Genomic DNA, 18875 nt, shown 5'->3' on the forward strand with positions numbered 1-18875 from the left:
CGGCGTCCGGTCGCGGCGGGTCGGGCCTCAGCCGAGGGCGTAGCCGATCCGGAAGCCGCCCCAGTGCGAGCCGTCGACGAGGATCGGGACGCTCATGTCGAACACGATCTCGCCGGTGTCGCGGCGGTAGACCTGCAGCTTCCAAGGGTCCTCGTGCTGGCCGACGGTGCGGCCGACGCGGTCGCCGAACAGGCGCTTGGTGCGGTTGCCGGCGAGATCCCGCGCGCGATCGCCGGTGAGCGGTTGGCTGAAGCGCAGGTTGTGCGTGGGCACGTAGCCGTCGCGATTGGCGCTGATCGCGAAGACGATCCATGGCTCCGCCGCGGCCACAGGTTCCTGGATGTCGGGCAGCAGGGCGTCGCAGACCGCATCGAACGGCGTGCTGAACTTCGTCGGGTCGGTGTCGGGGATGGGGACGTACGCCGTCGAGAACAGGGCTTCGCGGGTCAGCCTGCCCTCGCTCAAGGCCCTGGCGAGGGCCGCGCCGACCTCGGCGGCCGCCGCGGCGGTGAGCGCCTGCACCCGCGCATGCCGAGGATGGGAAAGCGGGTCGGCCGGGAGTTCGAACAGGCGCACGCAGTCGGAAAGCATGTCGGTGCGGCCGCGCGCGTCCGCCGCCAGCTGGGCGACGTGCTCCGCGTGCCCGACGTTGTCACGACTGATCGACGCGACGTCGGCCAGCGTGCCCTCCATCGCCGCGAGTGCGGCGTCCTGGGCGTCGACACGGCTGGCGACCTCGGCCATGCCGGCGCCCGCCCGTGCCACCAGCGCACCGAGCGCCTTCAGCCGATCGCCCGTCTCCTGCGCCCGCTGCCCGCCGGTGGCCAGCGCCCGCTCGGCCTCCGCGACCATGGCGCGCGCCTCCTTGGCCGCCTGCGCCGCGCGGTCGGCCAGGGTGCGCACCTCCGCTGCCACCACCGCGAATCCCTTGCCGCGCTCGCCGGCGTGCGCCGCTTCGACGGCCGCGTTGATCGAGAGGATGTGGGTCTGGAAAGCGACGAGGTCGATCACCTCGATCACCCGGTGGATGCGCTTCGCGCGCCCCTGTGCTTCGCGCATCGCCTCGGCCAGCTGCTCGGACTGGGCATGGCCCTCGGCGGCCCCGCGGTCGGCCTCCTCGGCGTTGCGGCGGGCGCCGTGCAAGGCATCGGTCGCGGCATTCAACGCGCCCCGAAGGGCATGTGTGCCGGCCAGCACCGCATCCACGGCCTCGGCCTGCTGGCGCGACTGTTCGGACAGGGCATCGCTGTCGGCGGCGATCCTCGGCAGCAGGTCGGCGATGCCCAAGGCCATGGCCGAGGCTTGCCGGATCGCTTCCCCGAGGTTGCCGAAGCCGGCCGCCAAGCGCCCGGCGGTGCCGGGATCGAGGCCCTCGCCGAGGTCGGGGACGACGAGCCGACAGCCGGCCAGCCGGGCAGCCACCTGTGCGAGTGCGACCGCGTCGGGCGATGTCGCGGCGTCGGTCGGGGAGCTCGGGTCCATTGGTGATCCTCGGGCGGTGGCGAGTCCACGCGATGCTGCCATGCCCCCGTGCGGCCTGCTCGGCTTCCCGCCGCACACCGCGGGGGACGATAATCGACGCCATGAACGACACCCCTGAATCCCGCGGTTTCCAGTTCCCCGGCGTGTTCGAGATCACCGCCATGGGGGCGGCCGACGCCGGCCTTCCCGAGCTCGTGCCGGCGACCCTCCGTGACCTCGGCCTTGCCGTCGAGCCGGACAGCCTGCGCACGCGCGCCTCGTCCAAGGGCGCCTATGTGTCGGTCGCCGTCAGCTTCATGGCCCGCTCGCGCGACGACTACGACGCCGCCCACCGCGCCCTGCGGGCCCACCCGGCGGTGAAGTGGACGCTCTGAGGCCGGTATACGTCCGCAGGCTGGGCCGGCAGGCCTACGCGCCGGTGTGGCGCGCCATGCAGGCGCTCACCGACGGGCGCGGTGCCGACACGGTCGACGAACTCTGGCTGGTCGAGCACGAGCCGGTCTTCACGCTCGGGCAGGCGGGCAAGCCCGAGCACGTGCTTGCCGCCGGTGACATCCCGGTCATCCCCGTGGACCGCGGCGGGCAGGTGACCTACCACGGCCCCGGCCAGTTGGTGGCCTATCCGCTGGTCGACCTGCGCCGGCTCGGCATCGGCGTGAAGGCCCTGGTCGACCGCATCGAGCAGGCGATCATCGACACCTGTGCCGCCTACGGCATCGGCGCCTTCCGCAAGGAGGGCGCGCCGGGCGTCTACACGGCCGACGGCGCCAAGATCGCGGCGCTCGGCTTGCGCGTGCGGCGTGGATGCAGCTTCCACGGCCTCGCCTTCAACATCGCGATGGACCTCGAGCCCTTCCAGCGCATCAATCCCTGCGGTTACGCCGGGCAGCCCGTGACCACGCTGCTAGACTGCGGTGGCCCCGGTGAGCTGCGCCTTGTGGCCGACGTGCTGGTGCCCCACCTCTGCCGACAGCTCGGCCTTGCCGCCGAGTGGCGCGACGACCCGCCGGACCTCGGCGCGGCGCCCGCCCAGCCCTGACGACGCGACCCGAACCATGTCCACGCCGACCAAGACCATCCCGCTCACCGTGCTGACGCCCGACGCGCTCGAGGCGGGCAAGAAGCAGCTCGGCGGCGACAAGATCGGCAAGAGCCCGGTCCAGTTCGAGGATGCGCCGAAGCTGCGCAAGCCGAGCTGGATCCGCGTGCGCATCCCCGCCGGCAACGCCGTGCAGCAGCTGAAGTCGAAGCTTCGCGAGAACGCGCTGGTGACGGTCTGCGAAGAGGCGAGCTGCCCGAACATCCACGAGTGCTTCAGCCACGGCACCGCGACCTTCATGATCCTCGGCGAGGTCTGCACGCGGCGCTGCAGCTTCTGCGACGTCGCCCACGGCCGCCCGAAGCCGCCGGACGCTTCGGAGCCGCGGAAGCTGGCTCAGACGATCGCCGACATGCGCCTGAAGTACGTGGTGATCACCTCGGTGGACCGCGATGACCTGCGCGATGGCGGCGCCCAGCATTTCGCCGACTGCATCCGCGAGGCACGCGCGCTGTCGCCCGAGCTGAAGATCGAGATCCTCACGCCGGATTTCCGCGGCAAGGGCCGCATGGACCGCGCGCTCGAGATCCTCGCCACGGCCCCGCCGGACGTCTTCAACCACAACCTCGAGACGGTGCGCCCGCTGTACGCGAACGTGCGCCCGGGCGCCGACTACGACTGGTCGCTTCAGCTGCTGCAGCGCTTCAAGGCCCAGCACCCGTCCGTGCCGACCAAGAGCGGCATCATGCTCGGCCTCGGCGAGAGCATGGAGCAGGTGAAGGAATGCCTGCGCCATTTGCGCGACCACGACGTCGACATGATCACGATCGGGCAGTACCTGCAGCCCACGCCGCACCACCATCCGGTGATGCGCTACTGGACGCCCGATGAGTTCAAGGAACTCGAGGCCTTCGGCTACGGTCTGGGCTTCAGCCACGTCGCCTCCGGGCCGATGGTGCGCTCGTCCTACCACGCCGACCGTTCGGCGGCCGAGGCGGGCGTCATCGCCTGACGCGACGTCCGGCACATTGACCGGCCGCCCCATCGCGGCATGCTGCATCGAACGGACGGACCACATCCCATGCTGAAGCCGCTGCCCCTCATCCTCGCCCTTGCGCTGCCGCTGGCCCTCGCCGGCGCCGCGCTGTCGCCGCCGGCCGCTTCCGGCAGCGCCGCGGCCCCTGCCGCCCCGGCGACCCCGGCCTTCCGTCCGACCGTCGACCAGCAGGGCGCCGCACGCATGGTGTACGGCGTGCTGTCCGACAGCCGCTACGCCTATGCGCCCAAGCCGCTCGACGACGCGCTCAGCAGCGCCATCTTCAACCGCTACCTCGACAGCCTCGACGGGCAGAAGCTGTTCTTCACCCAGACCGATATCGACGCCTTCCAGAAGAACGAGCGGCGCTTCGATGACGCCATCAAGGGCCAGAGCCTGCAGCCGGCCTTCGACCTCTACACCCGCTACATGCTGCGCGTCTCCGAGCGCGTGGCCTTCGCGCGCGCGCGCCTGCAGGGCGAGTTCGACTTCAGCACCGACGAGGTCTGGCGCTACGAGCGCGAGGACGCGCCTTGGGCCGCCAGCAGCGCCGAGCTCGATTCGCTGTGGGAGAAGTACGTCAAGAACGATTGGCTGCGCCTGAAACTGGCGGGACGCGCACCGGACGAGATCCGCCGCACCTTGGACAAGCGCTACGCGCAGATGGCGACGCGGGTGAACCAGCTGAAGCCCGAGGACGCGTTCGAGACCTTCATGAACGCCTACACGGAGTCGATCGACCCGCACACGGGCTACATGAGCCCGCGCAGCGCCGAGAACTTCAACATGTCGATGCGCCTTTCGCTCGAGGGCATCGGCGCGGTGCTGCAGTCGCAGGACGATTACGTGGTGGTGCGCACGCTGGTGCCGGGCGGTCCGGCCGCGAAGACCGGCCAGCTCGCCGTGGGTGACCGCATCGTCGCGGTGGCGCAGGGCAACGGTCCGATGGTCGACGTGATGGGCTGGCGCATCGATGACGTCGTGCAGCTCGTTCGCGGCGCCAAGGGCACCACGGTGCGTCTCGACACCATCCCGGCCGCCAACGGCATCGACGGCGCGCACCGCATCGTCGAGATCGTCCGCGACCGCGTGAAGCTGGAAGAGCAGGCCGCGCGCCGCCAGATGATCGAGGCGGACGGCAAGCGCATCGGGGTCATCCGCCTGCCGACGTTCTATGCCGATTTCGAGGCCAAGCGCCGCGGCGACGCCGACGCGCGCTCCGCCACCACGGACGTCGCCAAGCTGCTCGCCGAGCTGAAGGCCGAGAAGGTCGACGGCGTGGTCGTCGACCTGCGCGGGAACGGTGGAGGGTCGCTCACGGAGGCCGTCGAGCTCACCGGCCTGTTCGTCGACACCGGCCCCGTCGTGCAAGTGCGCGAGGCGGGGGGGCGCGTCAGCATCGAGAGCGATGACGTCGCCGGCGTGGCCTGGGATGGCCCGCTCGCCGTGCTGGTCGACCGCAGCTCCGCCTCGGCCTCCGAGATCTTCGCCGCCGCCATCCAGGATTACGGCCGCGGCCTGGTCATCGGCGAGACGACCTTCGGCAAGGGGACGGTGCAGAACCTCATCGACCTCGACCGTTTCCAGAGTGCCCGCCAGCCGCGCTTCGGCCAGCTGAAGCTCACCGTCGCCCAATTCTTCCGCATCAATGGCGGCACCACGCAGTTCAACGGCGTCGTGCCCGACCTCGCCTTCCCCGTCACGCTGGATGCCAGCGAGTTCGGCGAGAGCAGCTATGACAACGCGCTGCCGGCCAGTCGAATCCAGCCCGCCACGCACCGCACCTATGGCAATTTCGCACCGATGCTGCTGCCTTTGGCGCAGCGCCACGAGGCCCGCGTCGCCAAGGACGTCGAGTTCGGCTGGTGGCGCGAGGACGTGGCCGAGTTCCGCAGGGAGCGCGAGGAGGGCACGATCTCGTTGAACGAGGCCACCCGCCGCGCCGAGCGCGAGGCGGCCGAGGCCAAGCGTTTGGCCCGCGCCGCGGAGCGCAAGCGCCTGGGCCTCGACGACAGCCTGCCGAGCCGCGCCGACGACGGCCTGCAGGCCGACGAGCGCGACGTGGCCGAACAGGTGGCCGACGAGGAGGCGGCGGAAAACCACATCGACCCGCTGCTGCGCGAGTCGGCCCACGTGCTGGCCGACGCGCTGGACCTGCTCGCCGCCGACGAACGCCTGACCGCCCGCGTCCTGCCGGCGTCGGGCCAAGCCACCCGTTGGGCGGAGTGAGCGTTCCCGTCGGACCGCGGTGCCGTTGAGCGCCGCCTCGCCTCCTCGCCTTGCCGTCGCCGCCGCGCTCGCGGCGGTGTATCTCGTCTGGGGTTCGACCTACCTCGCCATCGCCATCGGGGTGCAGGGCTACCCGCCCTTTGCGATGGGCGCGATCCGCATGCTCGCCGCCGGGGCGCTGTTCTATGCCGTATTGCGCTGGCGCGGCGTGGTCCCGCCCACCCGCGCGCAGTGGCGCAACCTCGCGGCCATGGGCGTCTTCATGGTGCTCTTCGCCAACGGGCTGGTGAACCTCGCGCAGACGGAAGTGAGCAGCGGCCTCGCCGCGATCGCCGTGGCCTCGATGCCGCTGTTCGTCGCCGTGTTCTCCACCCTGCGCGGCCGCAAGCTCGGCGCACTGGAGTGGACGGGGATCGTCGTGGGCCTTGGCGGCGTCGCGCTGTTGAACCTCGGCAGCGAGCTGCGCGGGTCATGGCTCGGCATGGCCTGTCTCATCGTGGCGCCCCTGTCCTGGGCATGGGGCTCGGTGTGGAGCCGCGACCAGGACCTGCCGTCGCCCTTCATGAGCGCCGCGGGCCAGATGCTCTGCGGCGGCGTGTGGATGGCCATCGCCTCCCTCCTGCTGGGCGAGCGATTCGCCGGCGCGCCGCCACTGGAGTCGACGCTGGCCCTCGTCTACCTCGCGCTGTTCGGCTCGATCGTGGGCTTCACCGCCTACGTGTGGTTGCTGCACCACGTGCGTCCGGCGCTGGCCACGTCCTATGCCTACGTGAACCCGGCCATCGCCGTGCTGCTGGGCACCGTCGTGCTGTACGAGCGCTTCGACGCGGATACGTGGATCGCCATGGCGGTCATCCTGGCGAGCGTCGTGCTGGTGACGCGGGCGCCGAAGCGGGGGTAGGCGCATGCCGGAGCTGCGCTTCGGGCTTGCGCCTCAAGAGCGCAACGAGGCTGGCGCGTTGCGAGCGCGCTGCGAGAGTTCGCGGCCAGTCCGCGCCTCCCGTCGCCGCCGGTAGGACCGCGCCGTACCGCGTCAAAGCAGCGAAGTGCCCATGGACGCTCCGACGCACCCGATGACGATCCAAATAGCCGACAGACGTAGCGAAATCATCATCGCCAAGCCTACGGCAGCAATGACACCGTCCATCGGAGTCGCCATGCCTTGGACCAAGATCGGATCGAGGAAAGCGGCGAACAGCAGCCCGACGACGGCTGCGTTGATGCCGGCCATGGTTCGGGGCGCGGACGGGTGGCGCATCAGGCTCGTCCAGATCGGGAAAACGGCTAGCAGCAGAAGAAAGCCCGGCATGAAGACGCCCATCACGGCTACAACAGCCCCGGCCGCAAAGGGTAGGCCCATCGGGATGTCTGCCCCCAGGAAGGCGGCGAGCGAAAACATCGGGCCGGGTACCGATTGGGCCACACCGTAGGCGGTCACGAAGCGATCCTGCGCTACCCAACCGGTATCGACAACGGCCTGCTCCAGCAACGGCAGCACCACGTGCCCGCCGCCGAAAACGAGGGCGCCCGCCCGATAGAACGCTCCCGCGACTTGGATCATCGTGGGGGCGCCGCCATCGGGCATGGCCAAAGCCGAGGCGAGGCCGATGACGAACAGCGCCAGAAAGACAAATCCGCCACGTCGTCCGTAGCGGACAGGAAAGACGGTGGTCGCGGGCGTATCGACTCGCCGACACAGCCACAGGCTAAGCACCGCTCCCGCCACAATCGCCACCAGCTGTCCCCAGGCCTGGCCGGACAGCGTAATCAGCGCGAAAGCGCCCAAGGCAATCACCGCTCGGCGAAGGTCGGGGACGCACTGCCTCGCCATGCCGAACAGGGCATGGGCCACCACGACGACGGCCACGAGCTTGAGCCCATGAATGGCGGAGCGTCCCATGTCGCCGTCGAGATGCGTCTCCGAGAGGGCGAATCCCACCATCAATACCGCCGGGGGCAAGGTGAAGCCGACAAAGGCCAACAGCGCCCCTGTCCATCCGCTCCGGAACAAGCCGATGGCAAACCCCATCTGGCTGCTCGCAGGGCCGGGGAGGAACTGGCAAATCGCAAGCAGCTGGGCGAATTGCGCTTCGTCGAGCCAACGGCGACGTGCGACGAACTCCTCCTTGAAGTAGGCGAGGTGAGCGACGGGCCCCCCGAACGATGTCAGTCCAAGGCGGAGGAAAACGCGGAAGACCTCACTGGCAGGACCCGTGCTCCAAACCTGCGTTGATGGACCTTCACTCATGCGGCCTCCGTGCGGGCGGCTGACTCAGTCCCTGCTCCATCGTAGGGCAGGCGAATCTCCATGGTGCTTCTGGCGATAAGGCTTTTGCCGGTTCCGACATGAGGCGATTCGAGCTCTGCTGGACGGAGTCACAGGCCTCTGCCGGACGATGTTGGCCATGGGTCGGAAGCGGGCACGGCCTCTGTGGCCGAAACGCCGTTCGCAATGCCATGCGATCCGGATCGGATTCCAAGCGACTTCGGTGCCCAGCGCCTGCAGCAAACCACGCTTACTCCCGCAGCGCCGACGTCACCGGGATGCGCGCCGCACGGATCGCCGGGGCGAGCCCGCCGATGAAGCCGATGCCCACCGCCAGCCCCAGCCCGATCGCGACGAGCTGCGGGGTCACGGCGAACTGGAACGCCACCTGCGTGAACCCGCCGCCGAGCGTGCTCACGGCGTAGCCGTTGAACGCAAGGTAGGCGAACAGCGCGCCCAGCGCACCGCCGGAGGTGCTGAGCAGCAGGGCTTCCGCCATTACCGAGGCGACCACCGGCGAGGCGCCGAAGCCGAGTGCGCGGAGCGTGCCGATCTCGCGGGTGCGGGCGGAGACGGCGGAGTACATCGTGTTGAGCGCGCCGAACGTGGCGCCGAAAGCCATGATCAGGGCGACGATGCCGGCGAGGATGCCGATCGTCGCCGTGAGCTGGCCGCTCTGGCCCTGGTAGAAGTCGAGCTGCGTCTTGGCTTCGACGTCGAGCTGCGGGTCCTCCTTGAGGCGCGCGGCCATCGCGGGCAGCGCCGTCGGCGTCTTGAGCTGGGCGAGGATCGACGACACGCCGCTGCGCCGCCAGGCGCTCTGCACGGTGCCGATGTCGCTCCACAGTTCGCTGTCGTATTGGCCGCCGCTTTCGAAGTGGCCCACCACGGTCCAGGTCGACCCACGGAAGCGCAGCGTGCGCCCGACCTCGAGGCCGGTGAACTGCGCCGCGGCCCCGGCGCCGACCACGAGCTCCTGCACGCCGGGACGGAACAGCCGGCCACGGGTGATGCGGAAGCCGTCGCGCAGCGAGAGCCCCACCGGCTCGACGCCGCGCAGGGTGACGTTGGCGCCGGTGCGCTGGCCGGGGCGGGGCACCTCGGTGATGACGATCAGCTCGCCGCTGGCCAGCGGCGTGCCGTCGTCGGCGCGGGCGATCCCGGGGTCCTGCTTGATCAGCGTGGCCGAGCCGATGGCGAGGAAGCTCGCCAGCTCGCCGTTGCTGCCGCCGCGGGTGATCACCACCTGGTCGGTGCGGCCGCCGCTGCCCAGCGTTTCGTTGAGGCCGGACGACATCGAGAGCAGGGCCACGAGCACGCCGACCACGCCGGCGATGCCGACCACGATCACCAGCGACGGCCCAAGGCGCTCGGGGATCGAGCGCAGGTTCATCAGGGTGATCTCGCGTACCTGCGTCCACGTGCTCATGCGTCGTTCTCCGCCGGACGCAGCGGCCGGCCCATCACCCAGCGCCAAGCCAGGGCCGGCCATTCGATGGCCTTGCGCAGCGCGAGTTCGAGCGGGGAATCACCGGCGCGGCCGGCGAGGGCATCGACGATCTTCAGGCGTTGCGCCGTCAGCGCGGGCGGCAGGCCGACAAGCACGGTGAGTACCAGCACGCTGGCGCCGGCCACGGCCCAGACGAAGCCATCGGCGGCGATCGGGAACTCCGGTGGCAGGCCCTTCATCACGAGGCTGGCGGTGACCATGCCCGCCAAGGCGCCGAGCAGGCAGAGCGCGAAGCTCTCGGCCAGCACCAGCCACATCACCTTCCGGTCGGTGAAACCGAGGCACTTCAGCACCGCGAGTTCCGGGATGCGCTCGCGCACCGCCTGCGACATGGCCACGCCGGTAAGGAACAGGATGGAGAAGAACACCGCGCCGGTGATCAGGTTGACGATCAGGCCGATGTCGCCCAGCTGGCGGATGAAGCCGAGCTGGAACTCCTGCTCGCTCTGCGTCTTGGTTTCCTCGGACGAGTTCGCGAACTTGGCGTCGATGGTGCTGGCGATGCGTTCGCTGTCGGCCGGGTCGTCGACCTGCACGATGAAGACGCCGGCGAGGCCGCGCGCGCCCGGGTTGCGGCCCTCGTCGAACTGGCCGTAGTTCAGGTACATCAGGCTGGCGCGCTTCTGCCACTCCTCGTCCTTGCCGTCGAAGATGCCGACGAGGCGCCACTCCCAGAGCCGCGAGCCGTCGGCCCTGGTCCAGATGAAGCTGTTGAGCGGGATGATGTCGCCCACCTTCCAGCCGTTCTGTTCCGCGAGCAGGCGTCCGGCGATCGCGCCGTCCTGCGTCGAGGTGAAGTTCCGCCACGCGTCCTCTTCCATCACCCACTCGGGGTAGGTCTCGCGCAGGCGCCGCGGGTTCACCGCGAACTGCGGGAAGAAGCTGCGCGCGTCGCCGTACTGGCCACCGAAGAACTGCGAGTGCGAGACCGCGCGCACGCCCGGCACCGACTCGATCTGCGGCATCAGGCGCATCGGCAGCGGCTGGGTGAAGCTGGTGCTGGCCTGCGTGATCAGCCGGTTGGCACCCAGGAAGTCGGCGGCCCCGGAGAACAGCGAGTTCACCGCCTGCAGCAGCCCGAGCAGGGTGAAGGCCGCCAGCAGCGACAGGAAGGTCAGCGTGGTGCGCAGCTTCTTGCGGGTGAGGCCCGAGAGCACGAGGCCGACGTACTTCAGCATGGGTCGTCCGCGCTCAGTGCGCGGCCTCCTGCACCAGGGCGCCCTTGTCGAGGTGCACCGTGCGCTTGGCGTACTCGGCGGCCTTCGGGTCGTGCGTGACCATGATGATGGTCTTGCCGAACTCCGAATTCAGGCGCTGCAGCAGGCGCAGCACTTCGTCGGCGGTTTTCCGGTCGAGGTCGCCGGTGGGCTCGTCGCAGATCAGCAGGGTGGGGTCGCTGACCAAGGCGCGGGCGATGGCCACCCGCTGCTGCTGGCCGCCGGAAAGTTCGTTGGGCTTGTGGCCGGCGCGTTCGCCGATGCCCACGAGGTCCAGCGCGATGCGCGCGCGCTTGGCGCGCTCGGCGGCGCCCATGTCGGTGAGCAGCAGGGGCAGCTCGACGTTCTTCTGGGCGCTGAGCACCGGCATCAGGTTGTAGCTCTGGAAGATGAAGCCCACCGTTTCGGCGCGCCACTTCGCGAGTTCGTCGGCGCCGTAGTCGTCGATGCGCTGGCCGCCCACCTTCAGCACGCCCGAGGTCGGTGAATCAATGCCGCCGATGAGGTTCAGCAGGGTGGTCTTGCCCGAACCCGACGGCCCCATCAGCGCAACGAAATCGCCCTCGGGGATGTCGAGCTGGATGCCGTGCAGCACCTCGACGCGCTGTTTGCCGCGCACGTAGGTCTTGGTGAGGTCGCGGATCTCGACCAGCGGGAACATCGATGGCGTGCTCATGGCGGGGCGGTCGCTCAGCGGCCGGCGGCGGCGTTGACCACCACGCGCGCACCGTCGGCGAGACCCTTCGGCGGCGCGACGATCACCGTTTCGCCGCCACTCAGGCCGGCGGTGACGTGGCGTTCGGCATTGGCTTCCTCGCCCAGCGTGACCTCGACGCGCTGGGCGATGCCGTCTTCGACGACGAACACGGCGGGGCGCGCGGGCTCCTCGCCCTCGGCGGCCGGCGCGGGCTGCACGATGGCGGCTTCCGGCACGAAGGCGCCGGTGGGCTTCGGCGCGTCGGCATCGACGGGGGCCAGGAAGCTCACGCGCACGCCCATGTCGGGGACGATGCGCGGGTCCTTGCTGTCGAGCGCGATGCGCACCTTCACCGTGGCCTTGGTGCGGTCGGCGGTGGGTACGATGGCGATGACGCTGCCCGGGATGGTCCAGTCCGGGTAGGCGTTGAGCACGGCGTTGACGGGCATGGCGGGCTGCACGCGGCCGATGAAGGCCTCGTTGACGTCGACGTTCACTTCCAGCGAGTCCATGTCCACCAGCGTGCCGATGCCGGTGCGGGTGAAGCCGCCGCCCGCCGACACCGGCGAAATCATCTCGCCCGGCTGCGCGGCCTTGGCCACGATCACGCCGGCGAAGGGCGCGCGGATCTCGGTGTTGTCGACGCCGATGGCGGTCAGCGCGCGCTGGTCGCGGGCGACCTCGACGGCCTTCTCGAGGCTGGCCAGGCGCGCGGCGCGGGCATCGCGGTCGGCCTTGGCCTGGTCGAACGCCGACTGCGCGACCAGCTGGCGGCCGATCAGCTCCTGCTGGCGCTTCAGCGTGGTCTCGGCCAGCGCGAGCTGGGTGCGGGCTTCGGCGAGCTGCGACTCGCTGGAGGCCAGCTGGGCGCCCGCGAGTTCAAGCTGCGCCGCGGCGTCGGTGGGGTCGAGGCGGGCCAGCAGCTGCCCTTCCTCGACCTTCATGCCTTCCTCGATCAGCACTTCGGCGACGCGGCCGGTGACCTTCGACGACACCGTGGCGATGCGCCGGGCGGTGACGAAGCCCGAGGCGTCGAGCAGGGTGGGCGGGCCAGCCTCGGCCGCGCCGCGCGCGACGCTGGTGTCGACCGGCGTGGGGCGGCCGGACATCAGCACGCCGCCAACGGCGACGACGGCGGCGACCCCGCCGAGGACGAACCATTTGCGGCGGGACGCCGGGCGCGCGGCGCCGGGGCGGCGGTCGATGCGCAGGTCGCGCAGGTGGTCTTCCGGACGGCTCATGGGGGCTCCAGGTCAAAGCGCGCGCAGCATGCGGCGCCGGGCATGAAGGCACTGTGCCAAGGCCGCGAGGGCGGCGTCACTGACGAAAGTCAGTCGCTGGCGCGCCACCCCCGCCCGGGGCCATGGCCATGCCCTAGGATGGCGCCTCCCCGAGACCACGCATCGCCCCATGGCCGAGCTGATCCACCCCAAGACCGCCTACCTGATCGTGATGCTCGGCATCTTCGCCCTGCCGTGGCTCGTGTGGCGGCTGGCGCGGACCGAGGACATCGCCCCCCTCGTGGTGGTGCAGATCGTCGCCGGCATCCTGCTTGGGCCAGGCGTGGCCGGCACCGTCTTCCCCGAGGTCCACCAGCAGCTGTTCCAGCCCACGGTGGTGGCCAACCTCAACGGCCTCGCCTGGTGGGCGGTGATCATCTTCCTGTGGCTGGCGGGCATCGAGCTCGATTTGCGTTCGGCCTGGGCCGGTCGCCGCGAGACGACGGTCACCGCCGGGTTCGCACTCGCCATGCCCCTGCTGGTCGGTGCCGCCGCGGCTTGGGCGCTGTTGCAGTGGATGCCCGGCCTGATCGGGCCGAACGCCAACGAGCTGCAGTTCGTCGCCGCGCTCGGCATGGGCGCGGCCGTCACCGCGCTGCCCATCCTCATGCTCTTCATGGAGAAGCTCGGCATCCTGCGCACGCCGCTCGGCCAGCGGGTGCTGCGTTACGCCAGTCTCGACGACATCGCGATCTGGATCGTGCTCGCGCTGATCCTCGTCGATGGCGACCGCCTGCTGCACCAGGTCGGTTTTCTCGCGGCTTTCGCCGTACTCGCGCCCTTCGTCCGCCGCGGTCTCGCGCGCGTCGGCGAGTTCGACCGTTGGGCGCTGGGCCTGATGTGGCTGTTGGCCTGCGCGCTGGGCTCCGATGCCGCGGGCCTGCACTTCATGGTCGGTGCCTTCCTCGCGGGCGTCATCATCGACCGCCACTGGTTCGCCGAGGAACGCTTCGACCTCGTCCGCAACACCGTGCTGGTCTTCATGATGCCGGTGTTCTTCCTCAGCACCGGCCTGCGCACCGAGTGGGACGCGGGCGGCAGCGCCGTGTTCATCGCTGCGGCCGTGCTGCTGGTGGCCTCGGTGCTCGGCAAGCGGATCGGCATCACGCTCGCGGGGCGTATCCTTGGATGGAAGCCCGGCGAGGCCTACCTGATCGGCTGGCTGCTGCAGACCAAGGCGCTGATCGAGATCATCTTCGCGACCATCCTGCTCGACAAAGGCGTCATCTCCGCCGACGCCTTCACCGCGCTGCTGCTCATGGCGGTGGCCAGCACGATGCTCACCATTCCGATGGTGCGCCGGCGCTACGGTGCCTCGGGCATTCCTGACGCGATGAAGGCCGCCGGCCACTGAGCCTGCGGACTCGCGGGGCTCAACCCGCCGCTTTCAGCTCCGGCGTGGCCAAAGACGGCCAGCGCGTGAGTACGGCGGTCCGGACGGAGGCGGCGTCGAGGCCGGCCTCGGCCAGCAGCTCCTCGCGCGCGGCATGGTCCTGGAAGCGGTCGGGCAGGCCGAGCAGCAGGGTGGGCTTCATCACGCCCTCCTGCGCGAACAGCTCCAGCACCGCCGAGCCGGCGCCGCCCATCACCACGTTGTCCTCGAGAGTGACAAATCCGTCGTGCGTGGCGGCGAGCTCGAGCAGCAGCTCGCGATCGAGCGGCTTCACGAAGCGCATGTTCACCACCGTGAGGCCGAGCTCGGCGCCCACCTGCTCAGCGGCCGGCAGCAGCGCGCCGAAGGCGAGCAGGGCGACGCCCTTGCCGCGGCGGCGCACCTCGGCCTTGCCGATCGGCAGCACGTCGAGGGTGGTGGGCACGGCCACGCCGGGGCCGGTGCCGCGGGGGTAGCGCACCGCGGCCGGGCCCTCGTGGCGCAGGCCGGTCGTGAGCATGGCGCGGCATTCGGCCTCGTCGGCCGGGGCCATCACCACCATGTGCGGCACGCAGCGCAGGAAGGAGAGGTCGAGGTTGCCGGCGTGCGTGGCGCCGTCCGGGCCGACGACGCCGCCGCGGTCGATGGCGAACAGCACGTCGAGCTTCTGCGTGGCGACGTCGTGCACCAGCTGGTCGTAGCCGCGCTGCAGGAAGGTGGAGTAGATCGCGACCACCGGCTTCGCGCCCTCGCAGGCCATGCCGGCGGCGAGCGTCACCGCATGCTGCTCGGCGATCGCGACGTCGAAATAGCGCTCGGGGAATTCCTTGCTGAAACGCACCAGGCCCGAGCCCTCGCGCATCGCCGGGGTGATGCCGAGCAGCTTCGGCTCGGCGGCCGCGGCGTCGCAGAGCCAGTCGCTGAAGACGTCGGTGTAGGTCGGCTTCTTCGCGCCGCCCTTGCTCACGACGCCGAGGTCCGGGTCGAAGGGGGAGACGGCGTGATAGCCGATCTGGTCGCCCTCCGCGAGCCCGTAGCCCTTGCCCTTGGTGGTGATGACGTGGAGCAGCTGAGGGCCTTTCTTGCCCTTCAGCAGCTTCATCGCCTGCAGCATCGCCGGCAGGTCGTGGCCGTCGATCGGGCCGGTGTAGTGGAAGCCCATTTCCTCGAACAGCGTCGAGGGCACGAACATGCCCTTGGCGTGCTCCTCCCAGCGTTTCATGAAGCGCGCCGCCGGGCTCTTGCGCTTGTCGCCGAGGATCTTCTTGCCGCCCTCGCGCACCGCGTTCAGCGTGTTCGACGACATCAGCTTCGCCAACATCTTCGTCAACCCACCGACGTTCTCGGAGATCGACATCCGGTTGTCATTGAGGATGACGAGGACGTCGGGTTCCGGGTCCATGCCGCCGGCGTGGTTCAGGGCCTCGTAGGCCATGCCGGCCGTCATCGCGCCGTCGCCGATCACCGCGACGACCTTGCGCGCATCACCGGCGCGATGCAGGGCGGTGGCCATGCCGAGCGCCGCCGAGATGCTGGTGCTGCTGTGGCCGACACCGAAGGTGTCGTAGTCGCTCTCGCTGCGCTTCGGGAAGGGCGCGACGCCGCCCTTCTTCTTCACCGTGGTGATGCGATCGCCGCGGCCGGTGAGGATCTTGTGCGGGTAGGTCTGGTGGCCGACGTCCCAGACCAGGCGGTCGTTGGGCGTGTCGTAGAGCCAATGCAGGGCCACGGTGAGCTCGATGACCCCGAGGCCGGCGCCGAAGTGGCCGCCGCTCTGGCCGACCGATTCAATGAGATAGGCCCGCAGCTCGTCGGCGACGGCAGGCAGTTCCGACTCCGGGAACTGGCGCAGGTCGGCGGGCAGGGTGATGCGGGAGAGGCGCGGGTAGCGCTGGGGGTCCATCGCGGGCGTCGGCAACAATTCGGTCGCGAATTGTCCGCCCGCGGGGGGAAGGGGGCAAGCCGAAGCGGTGGCGGGGTTCAGCCCCGTCATGGCGACGTGGGGGCGGTCCGGCGAGCGCGGCCTCCCGCGGGGTCAGGTCAGGGGACGGTGGCGTGGCCCACGGCGAGGGCGGCATTCACGTAGTCCGCGACCTCGGCCTCGCTCGCGCCGGCAGCAGCGGCGATCTCGGCGATCGTGGCGGGGGCTTTCAGCATCACCGTGGCGATGCGGAAGTGCTTCGGGAACTCCCGCTCCACCTGCGGCCATTTCCCGAGTTGGAAGCGGGTCCCGGGGGCGTGGTCCTGCAGCTGGCCTGCCCCGCCGCCCAAGGCCAGCAGCCAGAGCAGGCGCGACAGTGGCTGGGGATCGCCCGCGTCGCGCAGGGCCTCCCCCGCGGCGTCGAGCGGTTCGATCGCATCGGCCGGAAGCTCGGCCTGGCCGTAGTCGATCAGGGCCTTCAGGGATTTTCCAGGGGCGAACTGCTGGGAGGCCGGATCGACGACCACGCGCGGGAGCCCGCCGAATCGCACAGCGAATGGCCCGGTGGCGCGGGCGATCCGTGCCGCCAGTCGGCTCTCGGATGGGGGAATGGCGACGGCGGCGACGTCGCGGGTGGTTTGGGAGGGGCTGGACGGCAGGATGCGGGCCGGCAGCGGCGCGGGGCTGGCCTGCGCGATCGCGGCGCCCCCGCCGATGGCGACCAGCACGTCGCGCAGGGCATCCCCGCCCAGCGGTGCGTCGATCCGGTAGGTGGTGTCGGCGCGTGCGGCGCGGGTAAGGCCGATGGACACCTTGCTGCCATCGAGCCCCTTCATCCATGCCATCTGCCCGTACATCGAATCGAGATCGATGAGGACGGCGTCCGCCGTGGCTTCGTCCGTCAGCGTCCAGTCCGCGAGGCGCAGCCCCTCGAACACCTCGCGGGCCCTTGCCTCGTCGGCGCGATCGAAGCCTGAAAAACTCAGTCGGGGCATGGTGGACGGGGCGTCGATGCGGGGACGCCCGAGTATCGGAATGCCCCACTTGCGGGTCAAACAGCCCGTGGTGTCCGGATGTCAGGCTGTGCACCGCGTCACGAGGCTTGCCGCCCGCGGCCTTCCCTCAGCCCTGTGGCCGTGCCCGCTTCGGGAGATGTGCCGTCAGGAAGGCCATCTGGTCGGCCAGGATGTGCCGGTTCGAAAGGATCAGGTGCTCCACCCAGCTTGGCCGGAACGGGACGGCCAGCAGCGGCATGCCCGCTTGCTGCGGCGTGCGCCCGCCCTTCTTCGAATTGCAGTGGATGCAGGCGGCCACGACGTTCTCCCAGACGTCCTTGCCGCCTTTCGAGCTCGGGACGACGTGGTCGCGCGTCAGCGCCAGCTTGCGACCGTCCCCGCCGCAGTACAGGCAGATCCACTGGTCGCGCGCGAACAGCGCGGCGTTCGTCAGTGCCGGGGTGGGTTCGGGCACGCGGGCGCTGGCATGGCCCTTGGCGGCGATGATCGGGGCGATGTCGAGCACGCTCTGCCGCCCGGTCCAGCGGTTCACGCCGCCGCGCACCTTCAGGCAGGGCTCGCCGAGCGTCCACGCCACCGCGCCGCGGGCGTAGAGGCACGCGGCGTCCTGCCAGGTCATCCAGTTCAGGATGCGGCCGTGGGCATCGAGGCCGAGGAGGCGCGGGGCGGGGCCGGCCGGGAAACGCTGGGGGGCAGTCCCCCCTGCCGGGGTGCTCTCGACCCTGGCCAGCGCAACAGCCTGATGCGGCGTGGCGGGCTCCATTCGCCCCGAGCATACCTGCCTAGCGTGACAGTTCAAGCGCGCGCGGCCGGGGCCTGGGCTCGTATCCTTGCTCAACCGGATTGGAGTGACGCATGGCCGCCCTGTACCCCGACATCGAACCGTTCGACACCGGCACGCTGCAGGTCGATCGCCGCCACCGGCTGTATTTCGAACAGTGTGGCAACCCGAACGGCAAGCCGGTCGTGCTGCTGCACGGCGGCCCAGGGGCCGGCTGCGGCCCGAAGATGCGCCGCTTCCACGATCCCGATCACTACCGCATCGTGCTGTTCGACCAGCGCGGCGCAGGCCGGTCCACGCCGCATGCCGACCTGGTCGACAACACCACGCAGGCGCTGGTCGCGGACATCGAGAAGCTCCGAACCCACCTCGGCATCGAGCGCTGGCAGGTGTTCGGCGGCAGCTGGGGCTCGACCCTCGCGCTGGCCTATGCGCAGGCGCACCCCGACCGCGTCACCGAACTCGTGCTCCGCGGCATCTTCATGCTGCGCCGCTGGGAGCTCGAGTGGTTCTACCAGGAGGGCGCCTCGCGCCTGTTCCCCGATGCCTGGCAGCAGTATCTCGACGGCATCCCGGCGGTCGAGCGCGGCGACCTCATCTCGGCCTACCACCGTCGCCTGACGCACGAAGACCCGGCGGTGCGCCTCGCCGCCGCCCGCCGCTGGAGTGTCTGGGAGGCCGCGACGAGCTTCCTGCGCCAGGACCCGGACTTCATGTCCGGCCACGAGGAGGAGGCCTTCGCGCTGGCCTTCGCCCGCATCGAGGCGCACTACTTCGTCAACGGTGGCTTCTTCGAGCACGACGACCAGCTGCTGCGCGATGCCCATCGCATCCGCCACATTCCCGGCACCATCGTGCACGGCCGCTACGACGTGGTCTGCCCGGTGCAGAACGCGTGGGACCTCAAGGCGGCGTGGCCGGAGGCACAGCTGCACATCGCGCCGACCTCGGGGCATTCGGCCTTCGAGCCGGAGATCGCCAGCCTGCTGGTGGATGCGACGAACGCGTATCGCTGAAGCGTGGTCCGCG

General features: G+C 70.3%; 15 protein-coding genes and 1 pseudogene. 7 read left to right on the top strand and 9 right to left on the bottom strand.

Features of this window, described 5'->3' with window-relative positions; genetic code table 11:
* Positions 1 to 27: 27 nt before the first annotated feature.
* Positions 28 to 1113, bottom strand: a pseudogene (locus ACYVAK_RS13815) (methyl-accepting chemotaxis protein); the annotation flags it as partial.
* A 470-nt stretch (positions 1114 to 1583) separates the two neighbouring features.
* Between ACYVAK_RS13815 and ACYVAK_RS13820 the strand changes: the two are divergent.
* From ACYVAK_RS13820 to yedA, 5 genes are all read left to right on the top strand, one after another.
* Entirely contained in the window at positions 1584 to 1856 is a 273-nt protein-coding gene (locus ACYVAK_RS13820) for a YbeD family protein (RefSeq protein WP_461061951.1), read from the top strand.
* Complete coding sequence (gene lipB / locus ACYVAK_RS13825) at positions 1844 to 2521, top strand: lipoyl(octanoyl) transferase LipB (RefSeq protein ID WP_461061953.1); 678 nt, start codon at positions 1844 to 1846, stop codon at positions 2519 to 2521. The genes ACYVAK_RS13820 and lipB overlap by 13 nt, the downstream gene beginning before the upstream one ends.
* Positions 2522 to 2537: 16 nt before the next feature.
* Positions 2538 to 3533: a lipoyl synthase gene (gene lipA / locus ACYVAK_RS13830; protein WP_461061955.1), complete on the top strand. Its 996-nt coding sequence runs from the start codon at positions 2538 to 2540 to the stop codon at positions 3531 to 3533.
* A gap of 69 nt (positions 3534 to 3602) precedes the next feature.
* Positions 3603 to 5786, top strand: a complete 2184-nt coding sequence (locus ACYVAK_RS13835) for a carboxy terminal-processing peptidase (protein WP_461061957.1) — start codon at positions 3603 to 3605, stop codon at positions 5784 to 5786.
* Between the two features lie 19 nt (positions 5787 to 5805).
* The gene (yedA, locus tag ACYVAK_RS13840; protein ID WP_461061959.1) at positions 5806 to 6687 is read left to right on the top strand and encodes a drug/metabolite exporter YedA; all 882 of its coding nucleotides are present in this window, start codon (positions 5806 to 5808) and stop codon (positions 6685 to 6687) included.
* 132 nt (positions 6688 to 6819) lie between these two features.
* Here yedA and chrA read toward each other — a convergent pair whose 3' ends face one another.
* The 5 genes from chrA to ACYVAK_RS13865 form a co-directional block, all read right to left on the bottom strand.
* Entirely contained in the window at positions 6820 to 8034 is a 1215-nt protein-coding gene (chrA, locus tag ACYVAK_RS13845) for a chromate efflux transporter (protein WP_461061962.1), read from the bottom strand.
* A 268-nt stretch (positions 8035 to 8302) separates the two neighbouring features.
* Positions 8303 to 9481 (bottom strand): ABC transporter permease, encoded by a 1179-nt coding sequence (locus ACYVAK_RS13850; protein WP_461061964.1) that lies wholly within the window; start codon positions 9479 to 9481, stop codon positions 8303 to 8305.
* On the bottom strand, positions 9478 to 10740 hold the full coding sequence (locus ACYVAK_RS13855; protein ID WP_461061966.1) for an ABC transporter permease: 1263 nt from the start codon (positions 10738 to 10740) through the stop codon (positions 9478 to 9480). Before ACYVAK_RS13855 ends, ACYVAK_RS13850 begins: the two co-directional genes overlap by 4 nt.
* A gap of 13 nt (positions 10741 to 10753) precedes the next feature.
* Positions 10754 to 11440, bottom strand: a complete 687-nt coding sequence (locus tag ACYVAK_RS13860) for an ABC transporter ATP-binding protein (RefSeq protein ID WP_461062158.1) — start codon at positions 11438 to 11440, stop codon at positions 10754 to 10756.
* Positions 11441 to 11469: 29 nt separating this feature from the next.
* Positions 11470 to 12717, bottom strand: coding sequence for an efflux RND transporter periplasmic adaptor subunit (locus ACYVAK_RS13865; RefSeq protein ID WP_461061968.1), 1248 nt, complete (start codon positions 12715 to 12717; stop codon positions 11470 to 11472).
* A 169-nt stretch (positions 12718 to 12886) separates the two neighbouring features.
* Here ACYVAK_RS13865 and ACYVAK_RS13870 point away from each other — a divergent pair, with 169 nt between their 5' ends.
* On the top strand, positions 12887 to 14110 hold the full coding sequence (locus ACYVAK_RS13870; protein WP_461061970.1) for a cation:proton antiporter: 1224 nt from the start codon (positions 12887 to 12889) through the stop codon (positions 14108 to 14110).
* A 19-nt stretch (positions 14111 to 14129) separates the two neighbouring features.
* On the opposite strand, the gene dxs is transcribed toward ACYVAK_RS13870, so the two are convergent.
* The 3 genes from dxs to ACYVAK_RS13885 form a co-directional block, all read right to left on the bottom strand.
* Positions 14130 to 16031: a 1-deoxy-D-xylulose-5-phosphate synthase gene (gene dxs, locus ACYVAK_RS13875; RefSeq protein ID WP_461061972.1), complete on the bottom strand. Its 1902-nt coding sequence runs from the start codon at positions 16029 to 16031 to the stop codon at positions 14130 to 14132.
* Positions 16032 to 16168: 137 nt separating this feature from the next.
* Entirely contained in the window at positions 16169 to 17044 is an 876-nt protein-coding gene (locus ACYVAK_RS13880) for a hypothetical protein (protein WP_461061974.1), read from the bottom strand.
* A 127-nt stretch (positions 17045 to 17171) separates the two neighbouring features.
* Positions 17172 to 17828 (bottom strand): HNH endonuclease, encoded by a 657-nt coding sequence (locus tag ACYVAK_RS13885; RefSeq protein ID WP_461061976.1) that lies wholly within the window; start codon positions 17826 to 17828, stop codon positions 17172 to 17174.
* Between the two features lie 92 nt (positions 17829 to 17920).
* Between ACYVAK_RS13885 and pip the strand changes: the two genes are divergently transcribed.
* Positions 17921 to 18862 (top strand): prolyl aminopeptidase, encoded by a 942-nt coding sequence (gene pip, locus ACYVAK_RS13890; RefSeq protein WP_461061978.1) that lies wholly within the window; start codon positions 17921 to 17923, stop codon positions 18860 to 18862.
* The last annotated feature ends 13 nt before the right edge of the window (positions 18863 to 18875 follow it).

Source organism: Silanimonas algicola, assembly GCF_054777375.1.